The sequence below is a fragment of the Pantoea sp. EKM21T genome (assembly GCF_011800405.1).
GTDB classification, from domain to species: domain Bacteria; phylum Pseudomonadota; class Gammaproteobacteria; order Enterobacterales; family Enterobacteriaceae; genus Pantoea; species Pantoea agglomerans.
Genome location: NZ_JAALFV010000004.1, coordinates 1 through 13,039, shown reverse-complemented (window position 1 = coordinate 13,039; position 13,039 = coordinate 1). Strand labels below are relative to the sequence as shown.

At 55.5% G+C, this 13,039-nt stretch carries 11 protein-coding genes and 2 tRNA genes; 3 read left to right on the top strand and 10 right to left on the bottom strand.

The genetic code is table 11. The features are described from left to right. Nucleotides 1-356: 356 nt before the first annotated feature. On the bottom strand, nt 357-1,832 hold the full coding sequence (gene ilvC / locus HFD87_RS08885; RefSeq protein ID WP_010253551.1) for a ketol-acid reductoisomerase: 1,476 nt from the start codon (nt 1,830-1,832) through the stop codon (nt 357-359). 162 nt (nt 1,833-1,994) lie between these two features. Here ilvC and ilvY point away from each other — a divergent pair, with 162 nt between their 5' ends. Beyond that, entirely contained in the window at nt 1,995-2,876 is an 882-nt protein-coding gene (gene ilvY, locus HFD87_RS08880; RefSeq protein ID WP_008926355.1) for an HTH-type transcriptional activator IlvY, read from the top strand. Here ilvY and ilvA read toward each other — a convergent pair whose 3' ends face one another. From ilvA to ilvL, 6 genes are all read right to left on the bottom strand, one after another. Further along, a complete protein-coding gene (ilvA, locus tag HFD87_RS08875; RefSeq protein ID WP_159227149.1) occupies nt 2,877-4,424 on the bottom strand; it encodes a threonine ammonia-lyase, biosynthetic in 1,548 nt (515 codons plus the stop codon). Nucleotides 4,425-4,426: 2 nt separating this feature from the next. Further along, nucleotides 4,427-6,277 (bottom strand): dihydroxy-acid dehydratase, encoded by a 1,851-nt coding sequence (ilvD, locus tag HFD87_RS08870; protein ID WP_010253556.1) that lies wholly within the window; start codon nt 6,275-6,277, stop codon nt 4,427-4,429. Nucleotides 6,278-6,339: 62 nt separating this feature from the next. After that, the gene (locus HFD87_RS08865; RefSeq protein ID WP_010253558.1) at nt 6,340-7,269 is read right to left on the bottom strand and encodes a branched-chain amino acid transaminase; all 930 of its coding nucleotides are present in this window, start codon (nt 7,267-7,269) and stop codon (nt 6,340-6,342) included. Between the two features lie 18 nt (nt 7,270-7,287). Continuing rightward, entirely contained in the window at nt 7,288-7,545 is a 258-nt protein-coding gene (ilvM, locus tag HFD87_RS08860; protein ID WP_008926359.1) for an acetolactate synthase 2 small subunit, read from the bottom strand. Further along, on the bottom strand, nt 7,542-9,188 hold the full coding sequence (ilvG, locus tag HFD87_RS08855; RefSeq protein WP_050680328.1) for an acetolactate synthase 2 catalytic subunit: 1,647 nt from the start codon (nt 9,186-9,188) through the stop codon (nt 7,542-7,544). The genes ilvM and ilvG overlap by 4 nt, the downstream gene beginning before the upstream one ends. A 150-nt stretch (nt 9,189-9,338) precedes the next feature. Beyond that, nucleotides 9,339-9,437 carry an ilv operon leader peptide gene (gene ilvL, locus HFD87_RS08850; RefSeq protein WP_072101316.1) on the bottom strand — a complete coding sequence of 33 codons (99 nt, stop codon included), beginning with the start codon at nt 9,435-9,437 and terminating at the stop codon, nt 9,339-9,341. Nucleotides 9,438-9,767: 330 nt separating this feature from the next. On the opposite strand from ilvL, the gene HFD87_RS08845 reads away from it, so the two are divergent. Beyond that, the gene (locus HFD87_RS08845; protein ID WP_022623953.1) at nt 9,768-11,288 is read left to right on the top strand and encodes a YifB family Mg chelatase-like AAA ATPase; all 1,521 of its coding nucleotides are present in this window, start codon (nt 9,768-9,770) and stop codon (nt 11,286-11,288) included. A gap of 25 nt (nt 11,289-11,313) precedes the next feature. Here HFD87_RS08845 and HFD87_RS08840 read toward each other — a convergent pair whose 3' ends face one another. After that, on the bottom strand, nt 11,314-11,652 hold the full coding sequence (locus tag HFD87_RS08840) for a DUF413 domain-containing protein (protein WP_010253568.1): 339 nt from the start codon (nt 11,650-11,652) through the stop codon (nt 11,314-11,316). Nucleotides 11,653-11,772: 120 nt separating this feature from the next. Between HFD87_RS08840 and hdfR the strand changes: the two genes are divergently transcribed. Beyond that, the gene (gene hdfR / locus HFD87_RS08835) at nt 11,773-12,606 is read left to right on the top strand and encodes an HTH-type transcriptional regulator HdfR (RefSeq protein WP_010253571.1); all 834 of its coding nucleotides are present in this window, start codon (nt 11,773-11,775) and stop codon (nt 12,604-12,606) included. A 117-nt stretch (nt 12,607-12,723) separates the two neighbouring features. On the opposite strand, the gene HFD87_RS08830 is transcribed toward hdfR, so the two are convergent. Together HFD87_RS08830 and HFD87_RS08825 are read right to left on the bottom strand one after the other, a co-directional pair. Further along, nucleotides 12,724-12,799, bottom strand: a tRNA-Trp gene (locus tag HFD87_RS08830). Nucleotides 12,800-12,806: 7 nt separating this feature from the next. Beyond that, nucleotides 12,807-12,883: transfer RNA gene (locus HFD87_RS08825), tRNA-Asp, on the bottom strand. Nucleotides 12,884-13,039: the final 156 nt, after the last annotated feature.

The following is a 13,039-nucleotide window of genomic DNA, read 5'->3' as shown; positions in this document are numbered from 1 at the left end:
TTTCTGTTTGAAAAAACCGGACCTCGCTGAAAGGCGTATTGATATTGGCAGCAATAAAGAAGCTTAAGGGCACAGGGAATACGGTCAGAAGAGGAAAGCGTCCCGCGCCAGGGACAAAAACGCCGGGAGCGTTTTTGAACAACGCAAAGCGTTGGCCCGGAAACGGGCGCACCTCAGGGATGAGGTGCGTAATCGCGCGGGCCGAGCATGCCATGGATGGCGGTTTTGCGTCTTTCCGATCTGACCGTATTCCCTGTGCAGGCACGGTCTCACAGAGAACCGTCCAGCCGTTGTTCACCAACAAAAAACCCCGGCAAGCCGGGGTTTGTTTTGCTGAAAACTGTGTTGCCGGTTTATTAGCCCGCGACAGCGATACGCTTCATGTCGGTCATGTAGCCACGCAGCTTGCGGCCAACGGTTTCAATCGGGTGCTGGCGAACCGCTTCGTTAACGTCACGCAGCTGCGCGTTATCAACCTGCGTGCCTTCAACCGCTTTACCCAGATCGCCTGGCTGCAGCGTGGTCATGAACTCTTTCAGCAGCGGCACCGCGGCGAAGGAGAACAGGTAGTTACCATATTCGGCGGTATCGGAAATCACCACGTTCATTTCATACAGGCGCTTACGGGCGATGGTGTTCGCGATCAGCGGCAGCTCATGCAGTGATTCGTAGTAAGCAGACTCTTCAATGATGCCGGCGTCTACCATGGTTTCAAACGCCAGCTCAACGCCCGCTTTAACCATCGCAACCATCACCACACCTTTGTCGTAGTACTCCTGCTCTTCAATTTTGCCTTCATACTGTGAAGCGGTTTCGAACGCGGTCTGGCCGGTCTCTTCACGCCAGGTCAGCAGGTTTTTATCATCGTTGGCCCAGTCCGCCATCATGCCGGAAGAAAATTCGCCGGAGATGATGTCATCCATATGTTTCTGGAACAGCGGTGCCATGATGGTTTTCAGCTGCTCTGACAGCGCATAAGCGCGCAGTTTGGCTGGATTAGAGAGGCGATCCATCATCAGTGTGATGCCGCCAAACTTCAGTGATTCGGTGATGGTTTCCCAGCCGAACTGGATCAGTTTTTCTGCGTAAGCCGGGTCAGTGCCTTCAGCCACCAGCTTGTCGAAGCAGAGCAGTGAACCAGCCTGCAACATGCCGCACAGGATGGTCTGCTCACCCATCAGGTCAGATTTCACTTCAGCAACGAAAGAGGACTCCAGCACGCCAGCACGATCGCCGCCAGTTGCTGCTGCCCAGGCTTTGGCAATCGCCATGCCTTCGCCTTTTGGATCGTTTTCCGGGTGAACCGCGATCAGCGTCGGTACACCAAAGCCACGTTTGTACTCTTCACGAACTTCTGTACCCGGACACTTCGGTGCCACCATGACCACGGTGATGTCTTTGCGGATGCTTTCGCCCACTTCAACGATGTTGAAACCGTGCGAGTAGCCCAGCGCAGCGCCATCTTTCATCAGCGGCTGAACAGCCTGAACTACAGCGGAGTGCTGCTTGTCTGGCGTCAGGTTAACCACCAGATCAGCCTGCGGGATCAGTTCTTCGTAGGTGCCCACTTTGAAACCGTTATCGGTCGCTTTGCGCCATGAAGGGCGTTTTTCCGCAATTGCTTCAGCACGCAGTGCATAGGCCACATCCAGACCGGAATCACGCATGTTCAGACCCTGATTCAGGCCCTGCGCACCACAGCCAACGATAACGACTTTTTTGCCTTTCAGGAAACTGGCACCATCCGCGAATTCATCGCGCGCCATGAAACGGCATTTACCTAATTGCGCCAGCTGGTTGCGCAGGTTCAATGTGTTGAAATAGTTAGCCATGGGTACTCCGGTAAGGTTGTGTTTGCTTTTTTTGTTCAGGAACGGCGTGTCATGCAGCGCCGCGAATGACCCCATCATATGACAGGAATTCTGTTGCTTAAATTGATATATTAACAACGTCACATTGCAATAAATGCAACACCACCCAGAGGCGACGCGCACATGGATTTACGGGATCTGAAACTGTTTCTTCATCTGGCAGAAAGCTGCCACTTCGGGCGCACTGCGCGTGCTATGCACGTCAGCCCTTCCACGCTGTCACGCCAGATCCAGCGGCTTGAAGAAGATGTCGGCCATGCGCTGTTTCTGCGCGATAACCGCACCGTGACGCTGACAGAAGCGGGCGAACGCCTGCGCCAGTTTGCCCAGCAGACGCTGTTGCAGTATCAGCAACTGCGCCATGTGATGGATCTTAACGGTCCCTCGCTCAGCGGCGAGCTGCGCCTGTTCTGCTCAGTGACGGCGGCCTACAGTCATCTGCCGCCCATCCTGGACCGCTTTCGCGCTGAACATCCGCAGGTCGAAATCAAACTGGATACCGGCGATGCTGCGGATGCGGTGGAAAAAGTGCACTCCGGCGATGCCGATCTGGCCATTGCCGGCCGTCCTGAAACGCTGCCCGCCAGCATTGATTTTATGCCACTGGGGCTGATCCCGCTGGTGCTGATCGCGCCTGCACTGCCCTGTGCCGTTCGTACCCAGGCAACACAGCCGCAGCCCGACTGGTCAAAAATTCCGTTTATCCTGCCGGTGCAGGGACCGGCACGGCGACGTATCGATCTCTGGTTCCGCCGCCAGCGCATCCCGAATCCGGTGATTTACGCCACGGTCTCGGGGCATGAGGCGATTGTTTCGATGGTGGCGCTGGGCTGCGGTATTGCACTTTTACCGGATGTGGTGCTGGAAAACAGCCCGGATCCGGTGCGTAACCGCGTGCTGCTACTGGAGAATATTGACTCGGTTGCGCCGTTCGAACTCGGCATCTGCGTGCAAAAAAAGCGGCTCGGAGAGCCGCTGATCAGTGCTTTCTGGAGCCAGCTGTAATCAGTTGCCTGACAGGAAGAAGCGGAACGCCGGGTTCTGGCTTTCGTCATGAAAGTCGTAACCCAGATCGGTGAGATGCTCTTCGAAGCGTGGCTCATCGCTGCCAAGTTCAAAAGCGGCCAGCACACGGCCATAATCGGTGCCGTGGCTGCGATAATGAAACAGCGAGATATTCCAGTGGGTGCCCAGCGTTTGCAGGAACTTCAGCAACGCGCCGGGTGCCTCCGGGAATTCAAAGCTGAAGAGGCGTTCACGCAGTGGTTTAGAAGGGCGTCCGCCCACCATGTAACGCACGTGCAGTTTCGCCATCTCATCATCCGAGAGATCGACCACCTGATAACCGCCGCCGGTGAGCTCGCTGATGATCTCGCTGCGCTCTTCCACGCCGCGCGTCAGTCGTACGCCAACAAAGATGCAGGCTTTGTCCGCATCGGCGTAGCGGTAGTTGAACTCGGTAATCGACCGTCCACCCAGCGTCTGGCAGAAACGCAGGAAACTGCCCTGCTGTTCCGGGATCGTTACGGCCAGCAGCGCTTCTCGCTGTTCGCCCAGCTCGCAGCGCTCAGAAACGTAGCGCAGGCCGTGGAAATTGACGTTGGCCCCGGATAACACATGCGCCAGCCGCTCGCCTTTGATCCCATGCTGCTGGATATACTTTTTCATGCCCGCCAGCGCCAGCGCGCCAGAGGGCTCCGCCACAGCACGGACATCTTCAAACAGATCTTTCATCGCGGCACAAATGGCATCGCTGTCGACGGTGATGATGTCATCAATGTATTCCTGACAGAGCCGGAAGGTTTCGCTGCCAATCCGTTTCACCGCCACCCCTTCGGCAAACAGCCCGACGCGCGGCAGATCGACCGGATGACCCGCCTCCAGCGCTGCTTTCAGACAGGCTGAATCTTCTGACTCCACCGCGATCACTTTGATTTGCGGCATCAGCTGCTTGATCAGCACCGCGACGCCGGCTGCCAGACCTCCACCGCCAACCGGGACAAAGACCCGGTCGAGATGCGCATCCTGTTGCAGCAGCTCCATCGCCAGCGTGCCCTGTCCGGCAATGACGGCAGGATGGTCAAACGGCGGCACGAAGGTATAGCCGCGCTGTTCAGAGAGTTCTATCGCTTTGGCTTTCGCCTCGTCAAAGTTGGCCCCGAACAGGAAAGCCTCACCGCCAAATGCGCGCACCGCATCAACCTTGATGTCTGCCGTCGCCAGCGGCATCACAATCAGTGACTTGATGCCCAGCTTAGTGGCGGAGAGCGCCACGCCCTGCGCATGGTTACCGGCTGACGCCGTCACCACGCCGCGCGCTTTCTGCTCTTCGTTCAGACCGGCGATCATCGCGTAGGCACCGCGCACCTTGAAACTGTGCACTGGCTGGCGATCTTCCCGCTTCACCAGAATGGTGTTGCCGAGACGCGATGAGATTTTTTCCATAACCTGCAGCGGCGTCACCTGTGCCACTTCATACACCGGTGAACGCAACACTGCGCGCAAATACTCGGCGCCACAAGGCGCCTCGGGTAGCGGTTGAGACTCGGCCATTGTTAGCCTCCCAGCTTGCTCTTATCGCGGACGGCGCCTTTGTCAGCACTGGTCGCGAGTAATGCGTAGGCACGCAGCGCAAAGGAGACTTCACGCTGACGATTGACCGGCGTATACGCCGCATCGCCACGTGCCTGCTGCTCTTCACGACGGGCGTGCAGTTCGTTATCCGGTACGGCGAGTTTGATACCGCGGTTAGGGATATCGATTTCGATGGTGTCGCCATCTTTGACCAGCGCAATGGTGCCGCCGTTGGCTGCTTCAGGCGAGGCGTGACCAATAGAGAGGCCCGACGTACCGCCAGAGAAACGGCCATCGGTGATCAGCGCGCAGCTTTTGCCCAGCCCCATCGATTTCAGATAAGTGGTCGGATAGAGCATCTCCTGCATGCCTGGCCCGCCTTTTGGACCTTCGTAGCGAATGACGACCACATCGCCCGCAACGACTTTGCCGCCCAGAATCGCTTCAACGGCGTCATCCTGGCTTTCATAGACTTTGGCCGGACCGGTGAAGGTCAGGATCTCTTTGTCTACGCCCGCAGTTTTTACGATACAGCCATCTTCCGCGATGTTGCCGTAGAGCACGGCCAGACCGCCATCCTGCGAGTAAGCATTTTCACGGGTACGGATACAGCCTTCGGCACGGTCATCATCCAGCGTGTCCCAGCGGCAGTTCTGTGAGAACGCCTGAGTGGTACGAATACCCGCCGGACCCGCGCGGAACATATCTTTTACCGCCTGATCTTTGGTCAGCATGATGTCGTACTGATCCAGCGTTTCACGCATGGTCTGCTGCAGGATATTACGGGCGCTGCTGTCGAACAGGCCGGCACGATCCAGCTCGCCGAGAATGGCGAAGACGCCACCCGCGCGATGCACATCTTCCATGTGGTATTTCGGGGTACTTGGCGCCACTTTACAGAGCTGAGGCACTTTGCGTGACAGGCGATCGATGTCGGAGATATTAAAGTCGATATCGCCTTCCTGTGCGGCTGCCAGCAGGTGGAGCACGGTGTTGGTGGAGCCACCCATGGCGATATCCAGCATCATGGCGTTCTCAAAAGCGGCCTTGTTCGCGATGTTACGCGGCAGCATGTTGACATCATCCTGCTCGTAATAGCGCTTGGTCAGGCTTACGATGCGCTTACCGGCATTGATGAACAGCTCTTTGCGATCGGCGTGCGTAGCCAGCAGTGAACCGTTGCCAGGCTGCGACAGACCGAGTGCTTCAGTCAGGCAGTTCATCGAGTTGGCGGTGAACATACCGGAGCAGGAGCCGCAGGTCGGACAGGCAGAGCGTTCGATCTGCTCGCTGTCGGCATCGCTGACGTTCGGGTTGGCACCCTGAATCATCGCATCCACCAGATCCAGCTTGATGATCTGGTCAGAAAGCTTGGTTTTACCCGCTTCCATCGGTCCGCCTGAAACGAAGATCACCGGAATATTGAGGCGCAATGACGCCATCAGCATACCCGGGGTGATTTTGTCGCAGTTAGAGATGCAGACCATGGCATCGGCACAGTGGGCGTTGACCATGTACTCGACCGAGTCAGCAATCAGCTCACGCGACGGCAGTGAATACAGCATGCCGCCATGACCCATGGCAATACCGTCATCCACCGCAATGGTGTTGAACTCTTTAGCCACACCGCCTGCCGCTTCGATCTGCTCGGCGACAAGTTTACCAAGATCACGCAGGTGAACGTGGCCCGGCACAAATTGGGTGAATGAGTTAACCACAGCGATAATCGGCTTGCCGAAATCGTCGTCGGTCATTCCTGTCGCGCGCCATAAGGCACGGGCACCCGCCATATTGCGGCCGTGGGTGGTGGTGGCGGAACGGTACTTAGGCATACTCTATTTACTCCAGTAAGAATAAGCTCGCGGACGTCAGATGACGCCCGCGCTGTATCTGATTATGGGTTAACCGGATCTAACCAGCCCCATTTGTCTTCGGTTTCGCCGGTGAACAGGCCAAAGAAGGCCTCCTGGATGCGTTTGGTCACCGGGCCACGTTTGCCTTCGCCAACCTGAATGCGGTCAACGCTGCGCACCGGTGTAATTTCTGCCGCGGTGCCAGACATAAAGACTTCGTCAGCCAGATAGAGAGATTCACGCGACAGGGTCTGCTCACGCACTTCAATGCCCATATCGCGCGCCAGCGTGATGATGGCATCGCGGGTGATGCCCGGCAGTGCTGAAGAGGTAAATGGCGGGGTAAAGAGCACGCCATCTTTAACTTCAAACAGGTTTTCGCCTGCACCTTCTGAGATCAGGCCATTAGTATCCAGCGCAATCCCTTCCTGATAGCCGTGACGACGGGCTTCGCTGCCCACCAGCAGTGAGGAGAGGTAGTTACCGCCCGCTTTAGCGGCGGTTGGCAGGGTGTTCGGTGCTACGCGGTTCCATGAGGAGACCATGGCATCGATGCCGTTCTCAAGGGCTTCAGCGCCCAGGTATGCGCCCCACGGGAACGCCGCAATGATCACATCGGTGGTGAAGCCGTCTGGCGGGTTCACGCCCAGGCCCACATCGCCGACAAAGGCCAGCGGACGGATATAAGCACTTTTCAGTTTGTTCACGCGGATGACTTCGCGGCACGCTTCCATCAGCTCATCAACGCTGCTTTTAATCGGGAAGCGATAGATTTTGGCGGAGTCGTGCAGACGTTGCATGTGTTCGCGATGGCGGAACACAACCGGTCCTTTGTGAGAGTCGTAGCAGCGCACGCCTTCAAATACCGACGTACCGTAGTGCAACGCGTGGGACATGACGCTGACCTTCGCCTCTTCCCACTTAACCATCTCACCATTGAACCAAATAAAGTCTGCTTTCTTCGTGCTCATTGTTATTCCCTCTCGCGGCTAAGCGCGGATTTGTTGTGTTGTCTGTTGTTGAATCTGAACGCATGCAACGTCGATCAATTTGCTTAACTGCGAAGACAGTAAATCGACGGAACGCTGACTGGCAACGGTCATTTCAATATTAATGTTTTCTGCGTTGGCGACTGAGGCCATGTTCATAGAACAGACCTGAAAACCGCGGTGACGCACTACGCGTAAAATGCGCTCCAATATTTCAGGGCGGAAACGGGCTTCGATAGACAATTGATGCTGGTTCATACAGTTTTCTCCATCATGTTTGCATTGCTGGCACCCGGCGGTACCAGTGGCCAGACGTTTTCATGCTCATCAATTGCAACATGCAGGAAGTAAGGACCTTCGCTGTTCAGCAGAGCATCAAGGGCGGCGTCGACCTGATCTTTACGGGTAATGCGCTGGCCGGGAATATTGAAAGCGCTGGCCAGCGTGAGGAAGTCGGGGTTGTCGGACAGATTGGTTTCACTGTAGCGGCCATCGAAAAACAGCTGCTGCCACTGACGCACCATGCCCAGACGCTGGTTATCCAGCAGTACGATTTTGACCGGCAGTTTGCCGCGCTTGATGGTGCCCAGCTCCTGGATGTTCATCATGATGGAGCCATCGCCCGAGACACAGATAACCGTATCTTCCGGGCGTGCAACCTGCGCACCGATGGCGGCGGGTAAACCAAAGCCCATGGTGCCTAAGCCGCTGGAGGTGATGAAGTTCTCTGGCGCGCTGAATGCCATGTGTTGCGCCGTCCACATCTGGTGCTGACCGACGTCGGTGGTCACTACGGTATTGGCCGGTTTGCGATCGGAAAGCTGCTTCAGCAACAGCGGTGCATAGATCGCTTCGCCCGGATGGTCGTAGCGCCATGGGTGACTGGCCTTAAGCGCTTTCATCTCATCGCGCCAGGCGTTGATATGCAGAGGCTGACTCAGGGCGGGCAGCAGTTCGTTGAGATCACCCTGCAGAGAGACGTGTGCACGACGTAATTTGTTTAACTCAGCGGGATCGATATCGAGATGAATTACGCTGGCATGGGGGGCAAAGGTGTCCAGCTTGCCGGTCACGCGGTCATCGAAACGGGCGCCGACCGCGATCAGTAAGTCACAACTCTGCACCGCCAGGTTGGCGGCTTTAGTACCGTGCATCCCCAGCATGCCGAGATACACCTCGCTGTGGGGATCTACGCTGCCCAGCCCCTTTAAGGTGGCCACTGCCGGGATGCCGGTCTCTTCTGCCAGCGCGCGCAGTGCCGGAACAGCCTGTGCCAGGCCAACGCCTCCACCAACATAGAGCATTGGTTTTCTGGCCTGCGCCATCAGTGCGCGTGCTTCCTGAATCGCCTGATGCGGCAGCGCGCTTCCTTCTTCTACCGGAACCAGATGCGGGGCAGGTTCTCCCTGCGCAATCTGAATATCTTTAGGAATGTCCACCAGTACCGGACCCGGACGGCCCGACTGCGCCAGCGCAAAGGCTTCTGCCATGATGGCGGGCAGCTCATCCAGCGATTCAACCAGGAAGCTGTGTTTGGTGCAGGCCAGCGATAAGCCCAGTACGTCGATTTCCTGAAAGGCGTCGGTACCAATAAAAGCGGAAGAGACCTGACCCGTTACGGCAACCACCGGAACCGAATCCATCATGGCATCTGCCAGGCCGGTAATCAGGTTGGTCGCGCCAGGGCCAGAGGTGGCGATACAGACACCGGTTTTGCCGGTTGAGCGCGCATAACCGATCGCCGCCATCACAGCGCCCTGCTCGTGGCGACACAGTAGGTGTTCCACGCCGCCGTCGTAGAGCGCGTCGTATACCGGCATGATTGCGCCGCCAGGGTAACCAAATACGGTATCAACACCCTGCGCGCGTAAAGCCTGAACTACCCACTGTGCACCTGTCATCGCTATTCTCCTGTGTCCTGACCGGAACAACAGAATTTTATGCTACTGTTCATTGTTTGTTCCTTGTGGATTTACTGATATTTCCTCTGGTCGAAAAAAAACCCCCGGACCTTTCGGTGCGGGGGTTTTTTCGGATTCGAGGCTTGATTTCTAAGCCTTTCTTTCTCCAAGCGTTGCCCCGCACGGTAGGTTAATAACCACCACCACGCTAATCACGACCAGGCTAATCACTTGTAGAAGGGCTTTCATGTGTTGTTCAATTCTTTCGCTTGTTCGAAGTAATGCCTACAGAGTTATCATAGTCAGGGGGCATGACACAACTTTTTTTACAGAGTTTTTTTAGCGCCAGGCGCTAAATCGCGGTCTATCAATTTGTAATACAAGAAATAATTACATGATGATAATTATTCATCACTTTACTGACGTAATAATTTTTTGGTGAATTTGCGCGCAGACACGCAGCGTTTTAACAGGTTGTGAAAAAACTTCTGATAGGTTGTGCAATGACCCGAATAGTGCTGATGATGCCCTGGCTTTCCTTTGATGCTGTCACCAGACTGACGGTAACAAGGAGCGAGTATGTCATTGTCAAAAGTTCTGACCCGGGCAGCGCTGGGAGTGGAAGCCCCGCTGGTGACCATCGAGGCACACATCAGTAACGGACTGCCTGCGTTAACGCTGGTGGGGCTGCCTGAAACCACGGTGAAAGAGGCGCGTGAGCGGGTACGCAGCGCCATTATCAACAGCGGTTTTGCCTTCCCGGCAAAACGCGTCACCATCAATCTGGCACCCGCAGATTTACCCAAAGAGGGCGGGCGGTATGACTTACCCATGGCGATTGCCATTCTGGTGGCCTCTGAGCAGCTTCCTGCCGACAAGCTGACGCACTATGAGTTTCTGGGTGAGCTGGCACTCGACGGTGCACTGTGCGGTGTACAGGGCGCGATTCCAGCGGCCATGGTAGCCATTCAGGCTGGACGACAGCTGGTCCTCTCCGCTGAGAATCAGTGTGATGCCGGGCTAATCCGTCAGGGCTCGTCGCTGGTTGCCTCTCACCTCAGCGAAGTGTGCGCCTTTCTGCGCAATGAACTCACATTACCGACAGCCCAATATCCTGAGCATCAGGGCGATGCACCTGCTGACGATCTCGCTGATATCATTGGTCAGGAACAGGGACGCAGAGCACTGGAGATCACTGCGGCTGGCGGGCACAACCTGTTGCTGATCGGGCCCCCTGGCACCGGTAAAACCATGCTCGCTACCCGGTTGCCCGGCATCATGCCCTCCTTAAGCGATCAGGAAGCACTGGAGTGTGCGGCAATCGCCAGCCTGGTGAACAGCAATACACTGCATCGACAGTGGCGCACCCGGCCTTTCAGGTCACCTCACCACAGCGCCTCTCTCTATGCTCTGATTGGCGGCGGCTCACTGCCACGGCCCGGTGAGATCTCCCTGGCGCATAACGGCGTGCTGTTTCTGGATGAATTACCGGAATTTGATCGCAAGGTGCTGGACTCCCTGCGCGAACCATTAGAGTCGGGCGTCATCGCTATTTCACGCGCTCGGGCAAAAGTTACCTACCCGGCCCGGTTTCAGCTGATTGCTGCGATGAATCCAAGTCCAACCGGACACTATCAGGGACAGCATAACCGCTGCTCACCCCAGCAGGTGCTGCGTTATCTCAGTAAGCTATCCGGCCCTTTTCTTGATCGTTTTGATCTTTCGCTGGAGGTGCCGCTACTCCCCAGCGGCATGCTCAGCGGTCAGCGCGCCAAAGCGGAAGCATCTGAGCAGGTTCGTCATCGGGTGGTCGCAGCACGTGACATTCAGCTGACCCGTGCAGGAAAAATAAATGCGCATTTAAACAATGCAGAGATTATGCGCTGGTGTCAGCCTGCTAAAGAGGATGCGGAGTGGCTGGAGTCAGTGCTGGAGAAACTGGGTTTATCTGTACGGGCATGGCAGCGGATTTTAAAAGTGGCGCGTACCCTGGCCGATCTGGCTGGGGAAACAGACATCACCCGGCATCATCTGCAGGAAGCTGTCAGCTATCGCACGATAGATCGATTAATGATCCATCTGCATAACAGCCTGCAATAAAAAAGGGGCTTTCGCCCCTTCTCTGTTAATCGTCGCTGTCGGTGAAGTCTTCAACGGTGTCCATCTGCGGTTTACCGCCAGACAGCGTATGAAAACGTTTAGGACGCTTAATGCGGGTCATATACTTAGACCATACACGTTCAGCTTCCGTTTGCGGCTCACGCACGCCACGACACACTTCAATAAACAAACGTTCTTCTTCGGTTGCAGGCTCACGCTTTGATAAATCCAGCTCATTAAAGGCAAAACCGTGGCGTTCAAGAAGCTGAGCTTCTTTAATAGTAAAGTCACCGTGGCGTGAGAAACCACGCGGGTAATGTTTGTTATCAAAGAAACGATTCTCTGTTGAGAAGCTTTCCGCCATGTTACACGCTCCTGATTTTCTAATGCCGTGCTGTTAATGGCGCGGAGTATTAGATAGGCTTGACAGAGTGTAAAACAAAACATTTAAATCTATACGACAAACATTTTTTGGGAGAACGCTGTGGATACGGAATTACTGAAAACTTTCCTGGAAGTGAGCAGAACTCGCCATTTCGGGCGTGCTGCAGAAGCACTTTACCTCACGCAATCTGCTGTCAGTTTTCGCATCCGTCAGTTAGAGAATCAGCTTGGCGTTAACCTTTTTACACGGCATCGCAATAACATACGTCTGACGGCGGCCGGAGAGCGACTGCTCCCTTATGCTGAAAGCCTGATGAGCACCTGGATGATGGCGAAGAAGGAGGTCTCTCACACTCAGCAGCACCATGAGCTTTCAATAGGTGCCAGTGCATCACTATGGGAGGCTTATCTGACGCCATGGCTACAGACGCTCTACGAGAATCGGGAGAGCCTGCACTTAGAAGCGCGCGTGGCACAACGACATCTGCTGGTTAAGCAACTCCATGAGCGCCAGCTGGATCTGTTGATTACCACTGAAGCACCTAAGATGGATGAGTTAACCAGTCAGCAGATTGGTCATATTTCACTGGCGCTTTTCTGCGCCCGGCAGAGCGAGAAGCGTGAAAAATATGATTATATCAAGCTGGAATGGGGAGCAGATTTTCATCAGCATCAGAGCTATCTCTCCGGAGCTGATGATGTACCGGTACTGACCACCACGTCGGCACATGTCACCCGTGAACTGCTGCATACCACCGGAGCGTGCGCATTTCTGCCGGACTTTTGGCAGAGTGTGTACAGTGAGTTGATGGTGATTCCGGATACGCCCGTCGCCGTGCGTCCGCTCTATGCTGTCTGGTTGCAGAACAGCGATCAGCAGGCACATATCCGTCAGTTGCTTAAATTCCCGATTCTGGTCAGGCAAAATAGCTGAATTTGCAGGCAGGACAGTAGGCAGGGAAGATCAGAAGCCAGTTAGATTTAGCTGGTTTTTCTTTTTTGCTTTTTTAAAGGCAAAAAAAATCCTTTGCCGAAGCAAAGGATCGTTTTCTGGCAGGGGCGGAGGGACTCGAACCCCCAACACCCGGTTTTGGAGACCGGTGCTCTACCAATTGAACTACGCCCCTAATAGGGTGGCGGAACGGACGGGGCTCGAACCCGCGACCCCCTGCGTGACAGGCAGGTATTCTAACCAACTGAACTACCGCTCCACCGATTCTTTCACAGCTGTCAGCAACTGGCTGATGGCCGTCTGTTCCTGTTATTTTCCTTGTCAGGGGAAAAGGAACGAATTTGATGCCTGGCAGTTCCCTACTCTCGCATGGGGAGACCCCACACTACCATCGGCGCTACGGCGTTTCACTTCT